Raw genomic sequence first — 22387 nt, 5'->3', positions numbered from 1 at the left:
GCAATATTATTTTTTCAACGGAACCTTCAGGAATAATTGTGTGCTGATGAAATGCTGTTGTGCATAAGCAGTTTTAATAACAGAATTAAGGCTGTATTGAACCCTTGCACCAATACTGAAAGGGAATTTTGATCGACGGCCAATATCAAACCCTGCTCCCGCATTCAAAGAGAACAGCAGCTTATTGAACAGGTCTTTATTGTGAATATAAGTTGCAGTGCTGCCGCTATAGACCAGTGCATTGGAATGCAGCAGGTAGCCAATAGTTGGTCCACCCTCAATATAAAAAGCACCGTTGGCAGTTGGTTTAAATTGAAACAGCAGTGGCAGTTCCAGTAGATGGAATTGATTGGCAAAACGATTGCTGTTGCCATTGCGGTAGTATGATGGTGCACTCACCCTGTCGGCAGTGCTGCTGAATAAAATATTCACCGCCGTATCCACTCTTTGGCCGGTCTTGATGCTATTGGATTGATAATGATAATTCAATCCTGTTTTGAATACCCATTTAGCTGTAATATTTTTTTGCGCATAGAAGCCTAAAGACAATGCAGCTCCTTCAACAGGCGATGAAGGCTGCTGGTAACTCGGCGATGCAGGATTGCCCACACCGGTGGACGGAGAAGAATTACCGAGTGCGCTGCTGTATAGTGGCTTATCGCTGAAAATGCCATTCTTTACATTGGATATACCACCAGATGCTTCAACACCCAACTGCCATTTGGGATTGATCTTCTTTTTCTCTTCTTTTTTGGTAACAGTTTTTGAACTGTCTGTTTTTACGGTCAATACCGTATCTTTTTTCTTTTCAACATTTACTGTTAAAGTACTGTCAGTTTCGGCGATCTTTTTTACAAGAGCAGTGCTATCATCATTCAAACTTTCTGTTGCCCCATTATTATCATCTTCATTACCGGCGACAGGTGCTTTTACACGCATTTTTGTTTTGCCTTTTTCGTTCAGCGATTTCCTGTTACTGTTTACAAGCGCATCATCCTTTGTTGCGTCATCCTCTTGCGTATTTGCTTTTTTTATCTTTATATTATTCGATGACCTGGTGGTTATTTTTTTGCCTGTATTTTTTTGTAAAGTTCTGCCTGCATCATCAGCAGTTGTTGTTAAAGTATTGGCAGCAGTTGTTTGTGCCTGTGTGTTATCGGCTGTAATATTGTTGGTATCTTTTTTATCAGTATTATTATTTATATTTTGAGTATCATCTTTTGTTGCCGCAGCAATTTGTTTTGCAGCATTTTTATCATTCTTATTCCATACACTCCATGTAATTGCAGCACCGGTAAACAGGCCGGCAAACAACAGCACAAAAAATATCCAGCGGCGTTTTTTCTCAGCCGGCAGCTCCGCTTCAATTTTATCCCATACAGCAGGTGTGGGAGCGAACTTCAGTTCGTCCATTTTCTGCTGCATATTTTTTTCAAATTCACTGTCGTGCATAGAACTGCGGTTTATTATCTGAGTAATTTTTTTTTATCCAGGTTATCATCAATGCCCTTGCCCTTGCATACTGCGACCTGGATGTACCATCCGTAATGCCCAGCAATGCACCGATCTCCACATGCGAATAGCCTTCCACAGCATGCAGGTTAAAAATGGTTTGATATCCCGTGGGTAATTGCTGTATCAGCGAAGCCAGCTCTTTGGTATTCAAAAGTATTTCCGGATTGTCGGCTGCAACAGGGTGCATTTCTATTTTATCAAAGGCAAGGTCCTGTTGGTATTTGGCATTGCGTTTTAAAAAATTCAAAGCGGTGGTAACCATTATCCGCCGTATCCAGGCCCCCAGTTCCCCTTCCGCTTTATATTGATGCAGGTTTTTAAATACCCTTATAAAGCCTTCCTGCAACACATCCTCCGCATCGGTCATGGCCTTGGTATAGCGATAGCAAACCCCCAGCATCACTTCGGCATACTGCTGGTACAGTTGCTTTTGTGCTGCCCTGTTATTGCGCATACATTCCCTTACTAACTCAATATCCTGCTCCATTTCATTTTGTTCACTGTGTTGACAACCCGTTTTGCGATACCGTTGCACCGTTCCATCAAAAATAAATTAACTTGGGGCATGAACAGTAACGTGAAGGCCCTTTACGCCATTACAGCCAAACCCGAAAGGCTGATCATCGGGCTGATGAGCGGCACATCGCTGGACGGCCTGGATGTAGCCCTGTGTCGCATTACAGGCCATGGCCTGCAAACTAATATACAGGTGTTGCAGTTTGAAACAGTGCCTTATAACGAAGATGTTAAAAAAGAAATAAAAACGGTTTTCAGCAAACAGCAGGTGGACCTGGAGAAACTCACATTACTCAATCCCTGGATCGCACTGAAGCATGCTGCTATCATTAATGCGCTGCTGCAAAAATGGGATATTGCAAAAGAACAAATAGATATCATTGCCAGCCATGGACAGACCATTTATCATGCACCTAAAATTTTGCATGCAAAAGATGCGTTCGGCAATGCTACTTTACAGATCGGTGATGGCGATCATATAGCAATGGCCACCGGTATCATCACCATCAGTGATTTCAGGCAAAAACACATTGCAGCCGGCGGCGAAGGCGCACCGCTGGCGGTGTACGGCGATTATTTGATATTTGGTAAAGCAGGAGAAGACAGGATACTGCTGAACATGGGCGGCATTGCCAATTTTACTTTTTTACCGGGAGACATTAACAGCAACAATATCTTCAGCACCGATACAGGGCCTGGTAATACGATGATGGATGCGTACATGCAGCAACAATATCCCGGTCAATACTTTGATGCGGATGCGGCCGTGGCATTAAAAGGCACTATCAATACGGCGTTGCTGGAAGCATTGAAACAAAATGATTTTTTTGCAAAGCCATTTCCCAAAACCACCGGGCCGGAATTATTTAACCTGGATTATTTGCAAAAAGCAACATCAATTGCTGCAATAAAAGATAGCAGCACGGCAGACACAATGGCCACGCTCAATAAATTTTCTGCCGATACCATTACAGCAGCGCTGTTAAAAGCCACCGATAAAAACAAGCCCTATTCCATTTTTTGCAGCGGAGGTGGTATACACAATCCGTTACTGATGCAGCACCTGCAACAGTCTTTACCAAATTTTACATTCAACAGTACTGCTGCATTGCAAATAGACCCTGATGCAAAAGAAGCCGTACTGTTTGCATTACTCGCCAACGAATGTATCTGCGGCGATGGCACATATTTAAAGAAGGGAGTTGCAGGCATGCCCGTGGTATCAATGGGCAAGATCAGTTTTCCAGATTGAGTTTTACGGAGCTGCTTCCACCAGCGCTTTCAATTTGATGAGCGAACTGTCCATTACCACTGCTACATTCTTACTCAGCACCATCGCACTGAATTTTTTCCAGGGTTTGTACCAGGGCAGTTTCTCAACCAGGTTCCAGTTCAGCAACACACTGTTGCCGGCATTATCAAATAAAAAGAATTGTGAGTGCAGTGTATTATCATTAATGCTGGTGAAAGCGTAATTAAGCGTATCGCTGTTTGCAGAATGGCTTTCGCCTACAACATTATTTTGCACAAAGGAGTTCCATTGTTTCCACGCAGTAGTATCGTTCAGTTTGCTTACCAGTTTTTCTTTGCTGCCGCTGATGGTCACCGTTTTGGAAGTGATCACCTGGCCGGGGAACAATAAGGAAAGCAGGAAGAACAAAAAAGAGAACGCAACAATATTGATCAGTAAAAATTTAAAATGCTTCATAGATTATTCCCATTTAAAAACTTTAATGGCAATGGCGTAGATCACTACCATCCATACGGCCAGTATACCCAACTCTTTCCAGCAATCCCATAAATGCAGGCCGGTAAAAGATATTTTGCGGATAGCATCATTATATTGCGTCAAGGGAAGTCCGTACCTGCAGATAGTTTGCAGCCAGTTAGGAAAAACTTCTATCGGGAAAAAAGTACCCGACAATAACATTTGTGGAAATGCAAAAAGGTTAATGAGCAATGGTATAGAAGTATCTGCTTTTACAATACTGCTGAATATCAAACCAACGCCCAGCAACAGCAGCAGCATGTAAATGGTCATTAAACTCATTTCTAAAAAAGTAGCAAAGCCATGCACCAGTGTAAAGTGCATAAAGAAATAACCCAGTGCGATCAGCATCACCACATTTATTAATTGAAACACCAAGCGACTGATACCAATACCGAGCAAAATATTGATCCTGCTGACTGGTGTTGCATAAAAACGTTTTAAGATCAACTGTTGCCTGAACTGGAAAAAAGTAAACGATATACCGAACAACGTGGAGAACAGGATAGAAAAACCGAGCATGCCCGGCAATACAAAATCAATGTTACGATATTCCCGTATGCTGTACACATAAGGCACTATTGCCGGCATCGATTTTTGTGAAGTATGATTTAATGCAATGGTGTTGGTGATATTGCTGAATACCTGTTGCAAAGCCGCAATGGTATTACCACTGGTATTGGTAAGCGTATCAAAAATGATGTAGCGGTTGTTACCGGCAGTATCCGTTACTTTTTTCAAACTTACAATGGCCGATATCTTATCTTTTTCCAGCGCTGTTCTTCTTGCAACGGTATCGGTTTTGCCGTTGGCATCCTTAAAAGAAACAATAGAAAGTAAAGGATTGGCTTTTATGCTGTCGAAAACCTCGTTGGTGGTATCTGCATAATCCGAAATAGCAATATGATAGCGCACACCATTGCCACCACCAAAAGAACCAAAAATAAAAATAAAGATCACCGGGAAAAGTAAACTGAAGAACAATGCACTCGGATTGCTTAGAATGGACCGGAAACTCGCTTTCAGAATGGCCAGGAAAGCCCTGAACTGACTATACTTTTGCATTGCCTTTGTTTTGAGGCGTAAAACTATTGGTAAAAAAGCATTTTAAAAAATTTGAATGCCCATTGCAATTACATTATAACTACCTTGCGAAAGCAAAACAGGCGTATAAAATTTTTATTCCTCCATGAGTGTTGTGTATCTTCTTTTAGGCAGTAATATGGGCGACAGCCGCAAGCAACTGCAAAAAGCCCGGAAAAATATTGAACAGTTGATCGGGCCCATCAGCCGCAGTTCGGCCCTGTACCAAACCGCTGCCTGGGGCAATAACCATCAGCCCGATTTTCTGAACCAGGTGGTCATCGTTCATACCACGCTCACACCTGCAACCACCATGCAGACCATCCTGGCCATCGAAAAAAAAATGGGCCGGATAAGGACCGTAAAGAATGCGCCCCGCATAGTAGATATTGATATTATCTTTTTTAATAAACACATCATCCATACCACCGAACTCACCGTACCACATCCGCAGTTGCAGCACCGGCGCTTTGTACTCGTGCCACTCAACCAGCTTTCACCCAACCTTAAGCACCCGGTTTTGCATAAAACTATCCACCAGTTATTAAGAATTTGTAAAGACCCTTTGACTGTGCATAAAATTTCGGGTTAAAAGAAACGCTTTCCATTTATTTTGCAACAACTTTTAAGATCGTTAGCCTTTGTAAAAATCTAAAACTAAAACTACCTGTTAAAGGCTGGCGGCCTGCGCCGTTCATCGCAAATTTTATGAAGTATAATTTTGTTACTATTGAAGGGAATATCGGCGCCGGAAAAACAACCCTTGCTCATTTGCTGAGCAAACATTTTAACGCCCGCCTGATACTGGAAGAATTTGCCGACAATCCTTTTTTGCCAAAATTTTACGAGAACCAGCAGCAATACGCTTTTCCGCTGGAACTGTTCTTTATGGCAGAGCGTTACAAGCAATTGAAAGACCTGCTGCAGACAAAGGACATGTTCCAGAACGTCACCATCTCGGATTATTTATTTACCAAATGCCTGTTGTTTGCCAAAGTAACATTGGCAGATGAAGAATTCCGCTTATACCAGAAATTATTTGATATCATCAATCCGCAGATCGTTCAGCCGGATATATTGATCTACCTGCATGCACCGGTAAATAAGTTGCAGGAGAATATAAAAAAGCGCAACCGTGGATACGAACAGCATATTCCCAACGATTATCTTTTTTCGCTGCAGGAAACTTATACCCAGTATATTAAACAGCACAATATCAAAACGCTTTTCATTGACGCCTCCAATGCCGACTTTCTCGGCAACGAGTTGCACATGAAAGCCATCATAGATGCACTGGATAAAGAGTACGACGACGGGCAGCATTATTTGAGTTTGCCTTAAGGCCAACTCGAAAAAAAATTGCATCTTCGCAGTATAATGAGTTTATCTTTTAACAGCGATGCGCTCGCTCCCCTTAAAGAAAAAGAGTTTAAGTTATACATCATCTGCCGTTTCATTTACATTATGGCATTGCGTATGGTGGGCACGGTGGTTGCGTACGAATTATTTCATTTAACACAAAGTTCATTTGCCATCGGCCTGGTAGGCTTGTCAGAATTTGTGCCTGTATTTTCACTGGCCTTGTACGCCGGTCATGTAATAGATAAATCCGAAAAAAGAACCTTATTATTAAAAGGCATGATCGCTTATGGCTTTTGCGTACTGTTGCTGATTATCTGCACACTGCCTTCTACACAATCAAAGCTCAGCACTCACTGGCTGGAATATTGTTTTTATGCCATCATTTTTTTAACCGGTGTGATAAGGGCCTTTGCAGGGCCGGTATCCAATGCCATCATTGCACAACTGGTACCCCGCGAAAAATTACCCTTTGCTGCCAATATCAGTTCTTCCACCTGGCTCATCGGTTCCATCACCGGCCATGCCAGTGCAGGATTTTTAATAGCCGGTGTGGGTGTAAATAAAACATTCATGATCGTGCTGGTATACATCATTACTGCCGCCACCATTCTTTCCTTTATAAAAAAGAAACCGATATTGTATGCACCAAAAGATATCGGTGCGTGGGATAGTGTAAAGCAGGGATTGAATTTTGTATTCACCAACAAGATCATGCTGGGTGCCATATCACTCGATCTTTTTGCAGTATTATTTGGTGGCGCCGTTGCCATGATACCGGAGTTCAGCGCCACTATATTGCACATCAGTCCTATTGGATTTGGCTGGCTTACAGCTGCTACCGATATTGGTTCCATTACCACCATCATTATGCTCACCTTCTTCCCCATGCGCAGCAAACAGGGCCGCAGAATGCTGATGGCGGTGGCAGGCTTTGGTATCTGCATCATCACCTTTGGTCTGTCCAGTGTATACCTGTTATCATTTTTTGCATTATTGCTCAGCGGTATCTGCGATGGTATCAGTGTGATAGTGCGGGGCACCATCTTACAGCTGACCACACCCGACGAAATGCGGGGCCGTGTATCATCCGTAAACTCCATGTTCATCAACAGCAGTAATGAACTCGGCCAGTTCGAGAGCGGTTTTGCCCGCCAGGCATTGGGCGCTGTACCATCGGTGGTATTCGGCGGGTGCATGACATTATTGGTAGTAGTGGTAACATGGTTCAAAGCACCGGCATTAAAAAATATGGAGTATTGATTGTTTTTAAAGTGATCAAAAGATCGGGTGAATTAATACAAATCCTTTTAATCCAATAATCTCCCCAAACCTGCCTGTCGGCACGCAGGTCCCCGTTCAGGTATCCTCGGGCAACCACTTCCACCATTCCTCCGTTCTCTATTCATCATCTCAGCAAAATATTGTACCTTTTAATGCCATATCATTACCGTCATGAAAAGATTGAGTATATTTTTTTGCATTGTATTATGCAGCACTAAAGTAGTTGCCTGCCTTAATTATTATGTGATCAATGAAAGAGGCGAAGTGGGCCATTACGACTATGATTATCCATACGAGATCTATCAAAACAATAATCCCGAAGCCTATCTCAAAGAATTAAAATGGTACGAAAAGCGTATTGCTGAAAAAAATGGAATGGACAAGGTCTGGTATACCTCCAATTATAGTTTTTACCTGGTAAAACTGGGCCGCAACAAAGAAGCATTGGCCATACTGCAAAAATTAGCCACAGCAAATCCCGGTGAGTACCAGGTGTTGGCCAACCTTGCAACAGCCTACGAACTGAATGGCCATTTAGACAGCGCATTGAAATACATTCAGCGATCCATAAAACTGAACCCATTATCACATTTCGGGAGTGAATGGTTTCATCAAAGATTTTTAGAAGCGGCAATAGAAGTACGTGATAAAAAAACACCGGTCAACGAACTGGATATTTTAAAACTATCTGCCGACACCAGTGCAAAAGCGGGCAACGAAATAGCCGAACAACTACGGGAAAGAGTACCGTTGACCAATGCACCCAACGAATTATTATGCAAAGCCATTGAAGAAGCGGCGGATTATTTCAGGAAAAATATTTCTGTAGACTGGGCCGTAAAATTTTACGCCATAGCTGTGGGCTTTGCTGCAAATGAAGCACAAAGCAACAGGATCAATTTAAAGATAGAAGCGGCTATCAACCGCATCATGTTTTTAAACAAAACCAATCCCCCGCAACGCCCGGTAGACCCGGTAAGAAAGGAATTGATGAAAGACACCAGGATGGGCTACATACAGAAAGACATCGATCTCTGGAAAAAGAACAAAGCCCTGTATGTTGAAAATATGACACCGATGATATTTTAAACAATAACATAAGTAGATCACACTTAAACAATTTAAACGGTTCCTTGTTTACAATTTTATAACTTACCATTTCAAAATCAATCTCATCATGCAACGCAGAAATTTTATCCGCAACACCGGTTTAACCATTGCAGGTGTTGCCTTAATGAACCGGCAGCTGGCCGCGGCTTTTTTTGCACAACCAGAAGTAAATATTAAAATGCTTACAGACAATATAGGTGTGTTCACCGAAAAAGGAGGAACGATCTTATTTTATATCGCCAAAAAAGATATCGTGGTGGTGGATGCGCAGTTCCCCGACAGTGCCCAGCACCTGATCGATGAACTGAAAAAACGTTCTACCAATCCTTTTAAATACCTGATCAATACACACCATCATGGCGATCATACATCGGGCAATATTGCATTCAAGGGATTGGTGGAACATGTAGTTGCGCATGCAAATTCATTGACCAATCAAAAAAATGTGGCCATAAAAAGTAAAAGCGAGGATAAACAATTGTATCCCGATATTACCTATACTGATACCTGGAGCGAAAAAGTAGGTAAAGAAAAAATAACCATGCATTATTTTGGCGCCGGCCATACCAATGGCGACAGCCTGGTACATTTTGAACACGCCAATATTGTGCACATGGGCGACCTGGTATTCAACCGCCGCCATCCCTTTGTAGATAAAAGCGCCGGCGCCGATATGGGCAGCTGGATAAAAGTATTGGACAAAGCCATCAGCACGTTCGACAGTAAAACACAATTTGTATGCGGCCACTCCGGCGAAGGATATGATATCGTTACCAACAGCAGCGACCTGAAAGCCTTCGGCGATTACCTCGGTAATGTATTGAAGTTTGTGGAAGCTGAGATCAAAGCAGGCAAATCAAGGGAAGATATTTTAAAGAACAAGACCATCCCGGGCACCGAAGAATGGAAAGGCGATGGCATCAACCGGCCCCTCGAAGCAGCTTATACAGAGATCACTTCAAAAATACCATAAGCCTTCCGCCATGGTAGGCGTCCCCCTGGTCGGTGTCCTCACCGAACATGATTGCCTACTCCGTGGCCGGTGTCACCACCGGCCACGCTCTATCACTAGGATATGTTTCAAAAACCAGCTTTATCTCCATGGTCGGTGTCCCACCGAACACGCTCTTCCACCAGGATAGATTTCAATAATTTGCCTTACCTTTTAATCCCTAACACCCAAATCAACTATGTACGAAAAATTCACAGACGATGAATTAATAGAAGCCTATCAATCCATGATGGAATATTCCGGCCAACCCAATGATGAAATGAGGAAGGCAATAGAACAAAGGGGCGGCATGGAAATATTTATACAGAACATAGCACATAAAAAAACCATCACTGCAGAGATCAATCGCATATCAAAAGAAATATACCAGCTGGTAAGCCCCGAAACCAATGCCGGCTTTATAAGACAGTTCATTAAATCAGATATTTTATCCAAAGAAGCACTGGATGATTTAGTAGAGCAGAAGACACATTATTACCAATCCATACTGGAAAACAAAAAGGTAGATTCAAAGACATTCATGCATACTGCTTTTGCTGCAATTGCCGCATGCATTGCCGGCGCTATAATAGTGTGCTTACTGCTTCATTTTATAACACCTGTCTTTTTGTATTTTGTGGTTCCTGTTTATATCATCAACTATCTTATCATCTGGGCGATCACTAAAAAAACACGGGCCAACATTGTAATATTTATAGCCACCTTACTGGCAACTATTTTCTCCTTTATATCAGGAGGCGTTTTAGCAGGTTTATTTTTCGGCTGAAAATGAATTTCCCGTTCCATCGTCGGTATCCTCACCCAACACTAACCCGCAACTCGTAACCCGTAACTTCCTTACCCGTAACCCGTAACTTTTTAACTCGTAACTTTCTTCAACCCCTAACTCACACCCCCACCTCCCGCAACTTCTCCAGCACAAAATACACCGCCGGGCAAAAACTCGAATTCTTTAAAGTCAAAGGCTGACGTTTCAGGATCACATCTTCATCCGTATAAGGAAAACGGGCACAATCAGAAGGACGTACTTCATAAATACTGCAGTAATTATCAGCGCCTAAAAAACTGCAGGGTTGTTGCTGCAGCACATAATCGCCCTCGTTATCCACCTTTAAATAAGCGTTGATAAAATCGCCTTCCTTCATTTTAAGATGCTTACTGATGCGCTTGATATCCGGCGTTTTGAACCGCGGCGAATAACCCTTGCAGCAATTACCGCATTGCAGGCAATCCACTTTTTCAAAAGCTTCCTCATGCAATGCCGGCAGGGCTTTCAGCACTTTATTCTTATCGGCACGGTGCAGCAATTGCTTGTACAGCTTCTGGTGGTCGGCCGATTTTTTTTGCCAGTTATGTAACAGATCATCCTGCATGCTGCAAATATCGGTATAATACAAAGAAAGTAGCTACTGGCTGTACATGCCGTAGTTGCATCGTACATAAAGCGTAGGTACAGCATAGTATAAGCGTACTTAAAGCAATGCAACGGTATTACGCTCACGGTAAACCCTCGGTCATCCTTCGGACTGCCTTCGGACATCCTTCGGACACGATTACAGGAAACAACCTAAAAATCTGTCACGCCTTCTTATATACCCCCTCCCCCGCCCTGCTTGCAGTATAAATATTTTCTTTTATCTTGGGCAAAACTTAACTAACTATGCTACAGGTAATTGTTCCCCTTGATTTTTCTGAAACATCTTTTAATGCAGCGCATTATGCCTGCAATATGTTCAAAGGCAGAACCGATGTCAATATCACATTGTACCATTATTATGCCGAAGGCGAGGACAAACCGACTGCCGAAAATTACCTGGCTACGCTTAAAAAAGAACTGCAGGCTCTCAGCCCCAATATTGATACTTATACAGAATCAGGAGACAATTTTATCGACAGCCTTGCTGCTTACGGGCATGTGAAGGGCGCCTATATCATCATCATGGGTTTAACAGGTAAAACACCGCTGGAGCAACGCTTTTCAGGCACCAATACATTAAAGATGGTGGAAAAAGATATCTGCCCGGTACTCATTGTTCCCGAAGAAGCCAGGTTCAGCAAAGTGGATAATGTGCTCATCACTTCCGAAATGAAATACGTGGATGAAACGCCCACCCTGCTGGCAGTAAAAAAAGTGCTGGAAGATTTTAAGCCATCCTTGCATATACTCAATGTGGATGACAGCCATTATATCGCCCTTACCAAAGATTTTAAAGAAGAAAGGGATAAAATGGAGGAATTACTGGCCTCCTTTAAGCCCGAATTCTATTTCATGCGCCTCTACGATTTTCATGAAGCCGTAAATTTATTCGCCAACGATAAAGATATCGACATCATCATCATTGCCCCCAAAACACACAGCTTTTACGAAAGGCTGTTCAAAACACAGCACACCAAAAAAATGATCTACCAGAGCAAAGTACCCGTACTTGCCGTACACGAGTAGAGACAAGCCACAAGGGGAATAGCTACAAGGGCAGCAGGCCCATCGGGCCGACATGTTGGTAGGTCCCATCGGGCCGATATGTCGGTAGCCCCGGCGGGGCGGTAGTTTTTATAAAGGGAAGCAGCCCGAAAAGAAATGTCGCCCCTACAGGGCTTCGTTAATCCTGATCGGTGCGTTGTTACCAAAATATCACCTCTACGAGGCTGGTGCTTTTTCATCCACACACTACTTTATAAATTACTGGATTTTACCCCATACAATAAATCTGCGAACCAACAACGCAGGCCCAGCGGGCCAACATGTTGGTAGGCCCCATCGGGCCGGCATATTGGTAGCCCCGTAGGGGCGGCATGTCGGTAGCCCCAGCGGGGCGGCAGTTTTTTACAAACAGGAGATAGCCACCAGGGAAAAGTATAACATCTCAAACAGCCTGCTCATCCCTTGCAGCTGATATCTTGTAGCTTGTATCTTACCCCTTAGTTTTCCACAGTACTCCCGCATCGAACTTATTGACACCAATTCTTGTTATGTTATCGTAATTTTGCAGCTGATTTTTCTGCACTATCCAATACATAATAAATTAAACAGGTATATGAATCTTTTCGAGCAACAAAACCAGGAGTTTACAGCCAGGCATATCGGCCCTAACGAACACGAAACCAAGGCGATGCTGAAACTGATCGGCGTAAGATCGGTGGACGAACTCATCAGCCAGACCGTACCGGCATCCATCCGTTCCAAAGAACCGCTGCAGACCGGCGGCCCCGTAAGTGAATTTCAATACCTTACCGAGCTGAAAAAAACAGCCCAACTCAACAAAGTATTTAAATCATACATCGGCCAGGGATATTACAATACCATCGTACCCAGCGTGATATTAAGAACGGTATTTGAAAACCCGGGTTGGTACACCCAATACACACCCTACCAGGCAGAAATTGCACAGGGGCGTTTGGAAAGTTTGCTCAACTTTCAAACCATGGTAAGCGATCTTACCGGGTTACCTATCGCCAACGCCAGCTTACTGGATGAAGGCACTGCTGCTGCAGAAGCAATGGCCATGCTGTTCAATCATAAAAACAAAAACCACGATCATGTAACGGCACCTAAGTTCTTTGTGGATGAAAATATTTTTGCACAAACAAAAGATGTATTGATCACCAGGGCCACACCATTACATATCGAACTGGTATTTGGCGATCATAAAACAGCGCAGCTGGATGAACTGTATTTCGGCGCCATAGTACAATATCCCAACAGCAATGGAGCGGTGGAAGATTACCGCAGCTTTATAGATAAAGCGCACACGGTAAATGCACAGGTGGTAATGGCTACGGATCTGCTGGCGCTTACTTTATTAACGCCCCCCGGCGAACTGGGCGCTGATGTTGCCATTGGTAACTCACAGCGTTTGGGCGTACCAATGGGTTTTGGCGGACCACATGCAGCCTTCTTTGCTACCAAAGATGAATTTAAAAGAAATATCCCCGGCCGTATCATCGGCGTAAGTATAGATGCACAGGGCAACCGTTGCCTGCGCATGGCATTGCAAACAAGGGAACAGCACATCCGTCGTGAAAAAGCCACCAGCAATATCTGTACAGCACAGGCGCTGCTGGCGAATATGGCAGCTATGTATGCCGTATACCATGGCCCGGATGGAATAAAAAATATCGGTAAAAGAGTGGCATTGCTGGCCCAGACATTAAGTGATGAACTGGCCGAACTGGGTTTCAACAATGTGAATGAGTATTACTTTGATACCCTGAAAGTACAGGTAAAAGATGCAGCAGCGATACGCAAACTGGCCGAACAGCAGGAAATCAACTTCAATTATTTTGGCAACGAATACATCGGCATATCATTAGATGAAACAACCTCGCAATACGATATATTGAACATACTGCATGTATTCTCTACCTCGCAAAGCAATGATACAGCCGTAGCCAATTTTGATGCAGACACATTATTGGAGAACATACCGGCAGCGCTTACACGCACATCTGATTATTTAACACACCCTGTATTCAACACCCACTGCAGCGAAACAGAAATGCTGCGGTATATCAAATCATTAGAAAATAAAGACCTGAGTTTAAATACCTCCATGATCAGCCTGGGCAGCTGCACCATGAAACTGAATGCAGCCACACAACTGATACCGGTAAGCTGGCCGGAATTTGGCGGCATGCACCCATTTGCACCCGTGGCACAATGGAAAGGCTACCAGCAGATTGTCACCGAACTGGAAGACTGGTTAAGCAATATCACAGGGTTTGCAGCCACCTCATTACAACCCAACAGCGGTGCACAGGGTGAGTATGCAGGCTTATTAACCATAAAAGCGTATCACGATGACCGTAAGGAGCCGCAAAGGAATGTGATACTGATACCCATCTCTGCGCACGGCACCAACCCCGCAAGTGCAGTAATGGCAGGCTTTAAAGTAGTGGTAACCAAATGCGATGATGCCGGCAACATTGATGTGGCTGATCTAAAGATGAATGCAGAAAAATACAAGGATACATTGGCAGGATTGATGGTAACCTATCCAAGTACACATGGTGTATTTGAAGAAAGCATCATCGACATCTGCCAATTGATACACGATAATGGTGGCCTGGTATACATGGATGGCGCCAACATGAATGCACAGGTGGGATTAACATCACCCGGCAATATCGGCGCAGATGTATGTCACCTTAATTTACATAAAACATTCGCCATACCACACGGTGGCGGCGGTCCCGGCATGGGCCCTATATGTGTAAATGAAAAATTAGCGCCTTACCTGCCATCACATGTAAGTCAAATTACCGGCGGCAGTCATCCCATACATGCAGTAAGTGCAGCGCCGTTTGGCAGCGCCAGTATCTTGCTCATCAGTTATGCCTACATAAAATTACTGGGGCCTGAAGGATTGAAGAAAAGTACCCAGTACGCCATACTGAATGCTAATTACATGAAGGCACGTTTGGAAAAAGAATACAAGATATTGTACAGTGGTATCAACGGCACCTGTGCACATGAATTTATTGTAGACCTGCGTCCGTTTAAACAAAGCGCCGGCATAGAAGCAGAAGATGTGGCCAAGCGTTTGATGGATTACAATTTCCATGCACCCACCTTAAGTTTCCCTGTAGCAGGCACCATCATGATAGAACCCACCGAAAGTGAAGACAAATCGGAACTCGATCGTTTCTGCGATGCATTATTAAGCATACGCGAAGAGATACGGGCAGTGGAAAATGGCAGTGCAGATAAAGCAGACAATCCGTTAAAGCATGCGCCACACACTCAATTCGTGGTAATCGCCAACGACTGGAACCATCCCTATAGCAGGGAAACAGCAGCCTTCCCGCTGGAATATGTAAGGCAGAATAAATTCTGGCCCAGCATCAGCAGGGTGAATAACACCTATGGCGACAGGAACCTGGTATGCACCTGCGAACCCGTGAGCGCCTACGTGGAAGAAGCAACAGTGTAAGGTCTCATTTTAAATATCAGGCCTTCAGAGATATCGAATGTGCGAATATCGAATGTACTTGTAATTAAACAACATTCGACGTTCGCACATTTTTATATTCGACATCCTCACATTCGATATTCGTACATTTTCACATTCGACATTTTCCCGCCGTTTATCAAAACCATTAAAAAAATAGCATAAAATAATTTAAATTCACTCCCTATCTAAAAAAACTTCACATGAGAAAACAACCTTTCCTGCTCGGTGCATTATGCATGTTATGCAATATTGTATCGGCGCAAACAGATGATGCCACCAATAAGATCAAGAATGAAGGGCTGAACAATTCACAGGTAATGGATTTTGCTTTCCATCTTACAGATGTATCAGGTCCCAGATTAACGAATTCGCCCGGCTATTTAAGAGCGGCCAACTGGGCCAAAGATGAGCTGACCAAACTTGGTTTGGTGAATGCCACACTGGAACCCTGGGGCGATTTTGGTGTGGGTTGGGAACAGACAAGATGCTATGTTGCAATGACAGCGCCTTATTATGCACCCATCGTTGCCATACCCCGTGCGTGGACCGGCGGCACACCCGGCAAAAAGATCATGAGCAGCGAAGTGATCATGATCAATGTAAAAGATTCTGCAGAACTGTACCAGAAATTTTCAGGGAAAATAAAAGGCAAGATCGTGATGGTGTATTCACCGGATACCCTGCATCCCTCCTTTACACCCGATGGTCAGCGCTATGCCGACAGCTCACTGGAAAAAATGGCCAATGCAAAACCCGATGCGCCAAGAGGGCCCGGCGGTGGAAGGAATTTTAACATGAGTGACGCCATGCGGCAACGCCAGCTGCTGGCAAGGCAGATGGGAGATTTTTACAAGAACGAAAAGCCTGCCCTGGTATTGAGCCTGAATGCCCGTGGTAATGATGGTACCTTATTTGTGCAAAACGGTGGCGCTTACACGAAAGATGCTGAGAACAATTATGGATGGGTAATGTTATCGAGTGATGATTACCTGCGTATACAACGCCTCGTAATGTCGGGCCAGAAAGTGGAAATGGAAGCGGATGTTAAAACAAAATTCTACCCCGAAGACATTAAAGGATACAACGTGGTGGCAGAGATACCGGGTACCGATCCTGTATTAAAAGATGAGATCGTAATGCTGGGCGGCCACCTGGACAGTTGGCATGGCGCTACCGGTGCTACCGATAACGCAGCAGGCAGTGCGGTAATGATGGAAGTGGTACGCATATTAAAAGCTACCGGCCTGCAACCCAAACGTACCATACGCATTGCATTATGGAGCGGTGAAGAACAGGGATTATTTGGATCGAGGAATTATGTAAAAAATCATTTTGCCGATCCTGCTGATATGGTATTGAAACCGGAGCATTCAAAAATTTCCGCTTATTATAATTTAGACAATGGCACCGGTAAAATAAGAGGTATTTATTTGCAGGGCAATGAAGCAGCAAGAGCCATCTTCCAGAAATGGCTGGAACCGTTTTATGATCTTGGTGCAAAAACAGTCACCATCAGCAATACCGGCGGTACCGATCACCAGTCGTTTGATGGCGTAGGTATACCCGGCTTCCAGTTTATACAGGATGCGATTGAATACGATACCAGGACACACCATACCAATATGGACACCTACGATCACCTGGTACCCGAAGACCTGAAACAGGCGGCTACTATTGTTGCATCATTTGTATACAACACTGCACAAAGTGCCGACAAAATTCCAAGAAAAGAATTACCCAAACCAAGGCCAGCCAACGGCAGACCGGCCTTCTGATAAAATATGCAACACAAAAAATCCCAAACACCTGTTTGGGATTTTTTTTTCTGATATTTTCAGCCTTACATTTTTTCTTTACCGTCAATCTTCTTCACAACTCACCACTGACTACTCACCACTCACGCCTCACGTCTCACGATTCACATCTCACATCCTGTAACAAACCGCATTAATATTCATCCCCGCCCCTACCGAAGCAAACAGGATCACTTCACCTAGCTTCAGCTGGTGTTCCGGCATCGTATCTCTTCTTACAAGATCCAGCAAGGTAGGAATAGTAGCCACCGAGCTGTTGCCCAGGTAATGAATGCTCATGGGCATAATAGCTTCAGGCACTGTTTTAATACCGTACAATTTATACATCGCTTTAATAATACCCTCATCCATTTTTTCATTGGCCTGGTGAATAAAAACTTTCTTCAGTTCACTGATATCAACACCTGCTTTATCCAGGCAATCCTTCATCGCCAATGGCACATACTTCATGGCATACTCGTATACTTTTCTGCCCTTCATCTTAATATAACGGATACGGGGATCCGAATCTGGGAAGTTGGATTTACCCATATTCAGGTAATCCACTTCTTCCAGGCAATGCGATTGCACACTGGTGGAAAGAATACCGCTTTGTGTACTGCCGGCATCTTTTACTTCCAGCACACAGGCTCCGGCACCATCCGAAAATATCATACTGTCGCGGTCATATACATCTATCACCCTCGACAAAGTTTCTGTACCGATCACCAAACATTTTTTAGCAATGCCCGCTTTAAAAAAAGCATCCGCCTGTATCACGCCCTGTACCCAACCGGGGCAACCAAATAAAATATCGTAAGCAACACAAGCAGGGTTCTTTATCTTAAGCGCATGTTTCACCCTCGATGCCAGCGCCGGCAATACATCTGTCTGTATCGTATGTTTGATAACATTACCAAAATTATGCGCCACGATCACCTGGTCTAAAGTTTCAGGATCGCAGTTGGCATCTTCAATCGCTTTTTGGGCCGCTATAGCTGCCATATCAGATGCATCCATATCTCCACAGGCATAGCGCCTTTCTTCAATGCCCGTTATCTGCTTGAATTTTTCCACCACTTCCTGCGGATCGGTCTCTATCTTCTTGTTGTCTTCACCATAAAAATTATGTACGGTAAAATCCCTGTTGGTCTTTATATTAACGGGAATATAACTGCCCGTACCCGTGATCACTGTTTTACTATCATGCATTGAACTAAAATTAAATGTAAACAACCGTTATCGGTAGTAAAGGTATTGGTTCTTTAGCATAAAGGAACCGCCTCAGCAAACTATTTACCGGGGCCGCTTACAGGCTGCTGCAGGTGCTTATACTGGAAATTTTGGTAAGTTTGTTGCTTATTGTTTTACTATGACAAAAATAACCGGTTGCATTGCACTGCTTTTGCTCTTCGCACTGCAAACAAGATCACAAAATACTGTTACCATTCCTGCATATACCGCCTATGCGGTACCGGCAGAAGAAGGCAATGAAGAGGAAGAAAGCACCATATTTTCTGCCAAAGATGGGGTGCACAACTGGGCAGATAGCAAACAACAGCTGCAATTTTATTTTTACCTGCGCACTAAAGGAAAAATTTCCCTTTCATTATTACTAAAGAACAGTACAGCAGGCAATAAACTGGCTGCATCCATTGCAGGAAAAAAATTCATGGTAAATGTTCCGGTATCAGCCGCTTTTAAAAAAATACCTGTTGGTACCATTGAGATCAAGGACACGGGTTTTTATATGCTGTCACTTTCTTCCCTTGGTAAAAAAGGAAAAACAATTGCCGATATACGATCACTCGAACTCAGTGGCACAGCTGTAAAGAATATGCACTTCAATAACAAAGCAAGAAGGAATGCGGCCTCCGTGCATTTGATGTACCCCATGGATGACAGCATGCAGGTAGTTGCTTTTTACAACGAAGTAACGGTGCCAAAAGATGCAGATCCATTATACAGCTATTTTATGGCATGCGGTTTTGCAAGAGGATATTTTGGTATGCAGGTAAACAGCGCTACCGAAAGAAGGGTGATATTTTCTGTATGGGATGCAGGCAACGAAGCGGTGGACAGGAACAAAGTAAGCGAGGAAAATAAAGTACAGTTGGTAGCCAAAGGCGAAAATGTTTTTGCAGATGATTTTGGTAATGAAGGCACGGGTGGTCACAGTCATTTGGTATATAACTGGAAGGCCGGTGAAACCTATAAGTTTGTAGTAACTGCCAGCACCGACAGCGCCACGGCTACTACCAGCTATGCAGGCTATTTCTTTATGCCCGAAGAACAGAAATGGAAATTGATCGCCTGTTTTAAAGCGCCCAAAGACGGCAAACCATTACGTAAATTATATTCGTTTGTAGAAAATTTTGGCGGCAATAACGGGCAGTTACTGCGCAAAGCCTATTTCGGCAATCAATGGATAAGAAGAGAAAGCGGCGAATGGAAAGAAGTAACGGAAAGCAAATTCAGTTATGATGCCACCGGCAAAGCTGGCGACCGCATAGATTATGGCGGCGGTGTGGAAGGCAATAGTTTTTACTTATGGAACGGCGGCTTTAAAAAAAGCAATACCAAATTTGGTGATACCTACACAAGAGTACTCACAGATAAAAAACCGGTGATCGATTACTACAAAAATGCCGATAGCCTGGTAATTGCTGAAAGACAACATGCAGAGATATTAAAAGCGATTCAGTCAGGCAAACTGGATACCACCGGCAGCAGCAAAGGCCTGTACTACAAAATTGTGCAGGAAGGCAGCGGCGCCGCGCCTGCGGTAAGCGATACCGTGGTGATCAACTACAAAGGGCAGTTACTGAACGGTGCTGTATTTGACGAAACCAAGGATAAACCGGCCACTTTTCCCTTAAAAAGGCTTATCAGTGGCTGGCAGATCGGAGTGCCGTTTTGTAAAGAAGGCGGTAAAATAAGGCTTATAATCCCCTCATCATTAGCCTATAGCATGCGCAACCTGGGCATCATCCCGCCCAACAGTGTGCTTGTTTTTGACATTGAGCTGCTGGAAGTAAAAAAAGCGAAGCAACTGCCGTAAATAATAAAAACAGCCTTATTAATAAAAAAAGCTATCTTTGCCACTTATTACTAATACAATACAATTAAAAATGGACAAACAACAAGGTACCGTTAAGTTTTTCAATACTGAAAAAGGATTCGGTTTTATCAAACACAAAGACTCTAACAAAGAAACTTTTGTACACGTAAGTGGATTAAAAACTCAAAATATTAAAGAAGGAGACAGCGTTGAGTTTGATGTTCAGGAAGGTAAAAAAGGCCTGAATGCGGTTAACGTTGAAGTGGTTGGATAATTTTTTATTAAAAGATTCTTCCGGGGCTGTACATTGTACAGCCCTTATTTTTTGTCCCTGCTTTGCAGGTAATTAAATCCCGCTGCCGCAACCAAACAGATGGCTCCCAGCGTCCACCATAAATAAGAATAGCCCACTGCCCTTGCTATTTGCGTACCACTCAAACTGCCTGTTACCTGCGCCGCACTCCAGGCCATGGTATAAATAGCTGCGTACTGCCCCCTGTTGCCGGCATTAGAGCGGCCGATATAATAACTGTTCATAAAGGGCATACCGGTTATTTCTGCGATCGTAACCATGATGATCACCACGAGTGCCAATAAAAAAGTATTGGCCACCGGTAAGTTCAGCATGCAATAAGATATGGACAGCAGCACTGTACCCAGGCTCATCAATCTTAAATAATGCGCTTTGCCTTCCAGCTTGAACACCACCACCATTTCAAAAACTGCGATCAGGATACCATTCAGCGACATGATGAGACCGATCTGCGATTCCTTCAGTTTAAATCCCTCTTTAAAGAATAAAGGCACCGTGGTAAACAACTGAAAAAAACAAAAAGCAAAAAGCAGCATAAAGCAAGTGAAGGTAATAAAGGTCTTATCATTCAAAGGGCCATCACTCTTTACCGATTTACCCGTACCGCCTGCGTGCTGCTGCGCAATGGTAACCTTGGGCAATATCAGCAGCAATACTATACCTGCAAGAATATTGGTACAGCCATCTACCCAAAATAATAAATGATAACTGATAGAAGCCAGCATACCTGCAGCAGCACTGCCCACACCCCAGCCCAGGTTAATGGCCAGGCGCACCAGCGAAAAAGATTGCGTACGGTTTTGAGGTGTGCTGTAATGCGCCACCGCACTGGAGTTGGCAGGACGGAACGCTTCGTTGATAAGGCTTGCAAAAAATATGCAGATGCAAATGGTAACATAAGAATCCATTTGCCCGAGAATGATGAACATGATACCACCACCAAATAATGCCACAAACTGCATGGTATAAAAACCGATCTTATCACTCAGCCTGCCACCCATAAAAGCGCCAAATAAAGAACCGATACCATAAATAGCCACTGCAAGCCCACCTTGTGTTTCCGTATAACCGCGATGGTTACAGTACAGGGTCATAAAGGGCAGCACCATCGTACCGCTGCGGTTGATCAGCATCACTATTGCCAATAACCACATGCGGCGGGTAAGCCCGCTGTAAGCATTTTTATAAAGATTAAGGGTGGTCGTTATCATAACAGCGCTGCAAAGATAATTTTATTACCCACTTACCGCCGGTTAAATTATTGTACGGTAATTGTTATTTATTTTTTTGTAACAACATATTGTTAACACAGCAACTGTTATAAAATTTTAAACTTAGTATTCTCTTTAAACTGCCATTACCAAAGCTGTTGAAACAATGCTGTTCCATATTGCTGTTATCATTATTAACCTGGTTACAGTTTAGTAAGCAGCTCACTTATTTCCATTGCAGGATAAGCAATACTTTCTCTGCAGCACATTGCAATTGCGAAGACGTGCTTGCATCCGGTGATGAGCACAGCAATGATGATATACCATTGCAAAAAAACAATCCACTTACTGCACCGGATGAATTCTATTACATATCAGTCAGCTCTGCAACAAACGATGCTGCAATAAAAC

General features: G+C 43.5%; 20 protein-coding genes. 13 read left to right on the top strand and 7 right to left on the bottom strand.

Annotation, left to right across the window (positions count from 1 at the left end):
* Nucleotides 1-6: 6 nt before the first annotated feature.
* Nucleotides 7-1452: a porin family protein gene (locus QM738_RS24470; protein WP_462279406.1), complete on the bottom strand. Its 1446-nt coding sequence runs from the start codon at nt 1450-1452 to the stop codon at nt 7-9.
* A complete protein-coding gene (locus tag QM738_RS24465; RefSeq protein ID WP_462279405.1) occupies nt 1439-2002 on the bottom strand; it encodes an RNA polymerase sigma factor in 564 nt (187 codons plus the stop codon). The genes QM738_RS24470 and QM738_RS24465 overlap by 14 nt, the downstream gene beginning before the upstream one ends.
* Nucleotides 2003-2080: 78 nt before the next feature.
* Between QM738_RS24465 and QM738_RS24460 the strand changes: the two genes are divergently transcribed.
* Complete coding sequence (locus QM738_RS24460) at nt 2081-3283, top strand: anhydro-N-acetylmuramic acid kinase (protein ID WP_462279404.1); 1203 nt, start codon at nt 2081-2083, stop codon at nt 3281-3283.
* A gap of 3 nt (nt 3284-3286) precedes the next feature.
* Here the strand turns inward: QM738_RS24460 and QM738_RS24455 are convergent, their stop codons facing one another.
* Together QM738_RS24455 and QM738_RS24450 are read right to left on the bottom strand one after the other, a co-directional pair.
* Nucleotides 3287-3739: a hypothetical protein gene (locus QM738_RS24455; RefSeq protein WP_462279403.1), complete on the bottom strand. Its 453-nt coding sequence runs from the start codon at nt 3737-3739 to the stop codon at nt 3287-3289.
* 3 nt (nt 3740-3742) lie between these two features.
* Nucleotides 3743-4864 (bottom strand): ABC transporter permease, encoded by a 1122-nt coding sequence (locus QM738_RS24450; RefSeq protein WP_462279402.1) that lies wholly within the window; start codon nt 4862-4864, stop codon nt 3743-3745.
* Between the two features lie 124 nt (nt 4865-4988).
* On the opposite strand from QM738_RS24450, the gene folK reads away from it, so the two are divergent.
* The 6 genes from folK to QM738_RS24420 all read left to right on the top strand — a co-directional run bounded on the left by folK (nt 4989) and on the right by QM738_RS24420 (nt 10413).
* Nucleotides 4989-5474 carry a 2-amino-4-hydroxy-6-hydroxymethyldihydropteridine diphosphokinase gene (gene folK / locus QM738_RS24445; RefSeq protein WP_462279401.1) on the top strand — a complete coding sequence of 162 codons (486 nt, stop codon included), beginning with the start codon at nt 4989-4991 and terminating at the stop codon, nt 5472-5474.
* A 116-nt stretch (nt 5475-5590) separates the two neighbouring features.
* Nucleotides 5591-6223, top strand: a complete 633-nt coding sequence (locus QM738_RS24440; RefSeq protein WP_462279400.1) for a deoxynucleoside kinase — start codon at nt 5591-5593, stop codon at nt 6221-6223.
* A gap of 36 nt (nt 6224-6259) precedes the next feature.
* On the top strand, nt 6260-7504 hold the full coding sequence (locus QM738_RS24435; RefSeq protein WP_462279399.1) for an MFS transporter: 1245 nt from the start codon (nt 6260-6262) through the stop codon (nt 7502-7504).
* A 192-nt stretch (nt 7505-7696) separates the two neighbouring features.
* Nucleotides 7697-8614 carry a tetratricopeptide repeat protein gene (locus QM738_RS24430; RefSeq protein WP_462279398.1) on the top strand — a complete coding sequence of 306 codons (918 nt, stop codon included), beginning with the start codon at nt 7697-7699 and terminating at the stop codon, nt 8612-8614.
* 88 nt (nt 8615-8702) lie between these two features.
* Entirely contained in the window at nt 8703-9608 is a 906-nt protein-coding gene (locus QM738_RS24425) for an MBL fold metallo-hydrolase (protein ID WP_462279397.1), read from the top strand.
* 217 nt (nt 9609-9825) lie between these two features.
* The gene (locus QM738_RS24420) at nt 9826-10413 is read left to right on the top strand and encodes a hypothetical protein (RefSeq protein WP_462279396.1); all 588 of its coding nucleotides are present in this window, start codon (nt 9826-9828) and stop codon (nt 10411-10413) included.
* Between the two features lie 121 nt (nt 10414-10534).
* Here the strand turns inward: QM738_RS24420 and QM738_RS24415 are convergent, their stop codons facing one another.
* Entirely contained in the window at nt 10535-11020 is a 486-nt protein-coding gene (locus QM738_RS24415) for a YkgJ family cysteine cluster protein (protein ID WP_462279395.1), read from the bottom strand.
* 287 nt (nt 11021-11307) lie between these two features.
* Here QM738_RS24415 and QM738_RS24410 point away from each other — a divergent pair, with 287 nt between their 5' ends.
* The 3 genes from QM738_RS24410 to QM738_RS24400 all read left to right on the top strand — a co-directional run bounded on the left by QM738_RS24410 (nt 11308) and on the right by QM738_RS24400 (nt 17373).
* On the top strand, nt 11308-12090 hold the full coding sequence (locus QM738_RS24410) for a universal stress protein (protein ID WP_462279394.1): 783 nt from the start codon (nt 11308-11310) through the stop codon (nt 12088-12090).
* A 592-nt stretch (nt 12091-12682) separates the two neighbouring features.
* Nucleotides 12683-15577 (top strand): aminomethyl-transferring glycine dehydrogenase, encoded by a 2895-nt coding sequence (gene gcvP, locus QM738_RS24405; protein ID WP_462279393.1) that lies wholly within the window; start codon nt 12683-12685, stop codon nt 15575-15577.
* Nucleotides 15578-15798: 221 nt separating this feature from the next.
* Entirely contained in the window at nt 15799-17373 is a 1575-nt protein-coding gene (locus QM738_RS24400; protein WP_462279392.1) for a M28 family metallopeptidase, read from the top strand.
* Between the two features lie 150 nt (nt 17374-17523).
* On the opposite strand, the gene QM738_RS24395 is transcribed toward QM738_RS24400, so the two are convergent.
* Nucleotides 17524-18603 (bottom strand): 3-oxoacyl-ACP synthase III family protein, encoded by a 1080-nt coding sequence (locus tag QM738_RS24395; protein ID WP_462279391.1) that lies wholly within the window; start codon nt 18601-18603, stop codon nt 17524-17526.
* Nucleotides 18604-18763: 160 nt separating this feature from the next.
* On the opposite strand from QM738_RS24395, the gene QM738_RS24390 reads away from it, so the two are divergent.
* Nucleotides 18764-20452, top strand: coding sequence for a DUF3472 domain-containing protein (locus tag QM738_RS24390; RefSeq protein ID WP_462279390.1), 1689 nt, complete (start codon nt 18764-18766; stop codon nt 20450-20452).
* Between the two features lie 70 nt (nt 20453-20522).
* On the top strand, nt 20523-20726 hold the full coding sequence (locus tag QM738_RS24385) for a cold-shock protein (RefSeq protein WP_462279389.1): 204 nt from the start codon (nt 20523-20525) through the stop codon (nt 20724-20726).
* Nucleotides 20727-20770: 44 nt separating this feature from the next.
* Here the strand turns inward: QM738_RS24385 and QM738_RS24380 are convergent, their stop codons facing one another.
* Complete coding sequence (locus tag QM738_RS24380; protein ID WP_462279388.1) at nt 20771-21976, bottom strand: MDR family MFS transporter; 1206 nt, start codon at nt 21974-21976, stop codon at nt 20771-20773.
* A 158-nt stretch (nt 21977-22134) separates the two neighbouring features.
* On the opposite strand from QM738_RS24380, the gene QM738_RS24375 reads away from it, so the two are divergent.
* Nucleotides 22135-22387, top strand: a 253-nt coding sequence (locus QM738_RS24375; RefSeq protein ID WP_462279387.1) for a hypothetical protein, incomplete at its 3' end; no start/stop codon positions are given.

It is taken from the genome of Ferruginibacter sp., assembly GCF_049840995.1.
Classification (GTDB): Bacteria; Bacteroidota; Bacteroidia; order Chitinophagales; family Chitinophagaceae; genus Ferruginibacter.
This window is presented reverse-complemented; position numbering and strand designations above follow the sequence as displayed.

Excerpts from the sequence above, each read along its gene's own strand:
- QM738_RS24470 (WP_462279406.1), bottom strand. The coding sequence starts at position 1,452 with ATGCACGACAGTGAATTTGAAAAAAATATGCAGCAGAAAATGGACGAA.
- QM738_RS24465 (WP_462279405.1), bottom strand. The coding sequence starts at position 2,002 with ATGGAGCAGGATATTGAGTTAGTAAGGGAATGTATGCGCAATAACAGG.
- QM738_RS24460 (WP_462279404.1), top strand. The coding sequence starts at position 2,081 with ATGAACAGTAACGTGAAGGCCCTTTACGCCATTACAGCCAAACCCGAA.
- QM738_RS24455 (WP_462279403.1), bottom strand. The coding sequence starts at position 3,739 with ATGAAGCATTTTAAATTTTTACTGATCAATATTGTTGCGTTCTCTTTT.
- QM738_RS24450 (WP_462279402.1), bottom strand. The coding sequence starts at position 4,864 with ATGCAAAAGTATAGTCAGTTCAGGGCTTTCCTGGCCATTCTGAAAGCG.
- folK (WP_462279401.1), top strand. The coding sequence starts at position 4,989 with ATGAGTGTTGTGTATCTTCTTTTAGGCAGTAATATGGGCGACAGCCGC.
- QM738_RS24440 (WP_462279400.1), top strand. The coding sequence starts at position 5,591 with ATGAAGTATAATTTTGTTACTATTGAAGGGAATATCGGCGCCGGAAAA.
- QM738_RS24435 (WP_462279399.1), top strand. The coding sequence starts at position 6,260 with ATGAGTTTATCTTTTAACAGCGATGCGCTCGCTCCCCTTAAAGAAAAA.
- QM738_RS24430 (WP_462279398.1), top strand. The coding sequence starts at position 7,697 with ATGAAAAGATTGAGTATATTTTTTTGCATTGTATTATGCAGCACTAAA.
- QM738_RS24425 (WP_462279397.1), top strand. The coding sequence starts at position 8,703 with ATGCAACGCAGAAATTTTATCCGCAACACCGGTTTAACCATTGCAGGT.
- QM738_RS24420 (WP_462279396.1), top strand. The coding sequence starts at position 9,826 with ATGTACGAAAAATTCACAGACGATGAATTAATAGAAGCCTATCAATCC.
- QM738_RS24415 (WP_462279395.1), bottom strand. The coding sequence starts at position 11,020 with ATGCAGGATGATCTGTTACATAACTGGCAAAAAAAATCGGCCGACCAC.
- QM738_RS24410 (WP_462279394.1), top strand. The coding sequence starts at position 11,308 with ATGCTACAGGTAATTGTTCCCCTTGATTTTTCTGAAACATCTTTTAAT.
- gcvP (WP_462279393.1), top strand. The coding sequence starts at position 12,683 with ATGAATCTTTTCGAGCAACAAAACCAGGAGTTTACAGCCAGGCATATC.
- QM738_RS24400 (WP_462279392.1), top strand. The coding sequence starts at position 15,799 with ATGAGAAAACAACCTTTCCTGCTCGGTGCATTATGCATGTTATGCAAT.
- QM738_RS24395 (WP_462279391.1), bottom strand. The coding sequence starts at position 18,603 with ATGCATGATAGTAAAACAGTGATCACGGGTACGGGCAGTTATATTCCC.
- QM738_RS24390 (WP_462279390.1), top strand. The coding sequence starts at position 18,764 with ATGACAAAAATAACCGGTTGCATTGCACTGCTTTTGCTCTTCGCACTG.
- QM738_RS24385 (WP_462279389.1), top strand. The coding sequence starts at position 20,523 with ATGGACAAACAACAAGGTACCGTTAAGTTTTTCAATACTGAAAAAGGA.
- QM738_RS24380 (WP_462279388.1), bottom strand. The coding sequence starts at position 21,976 with ATGATAACGACCACCCTTAATCTTTATAAAAATGCTTACAGCGGGCTT.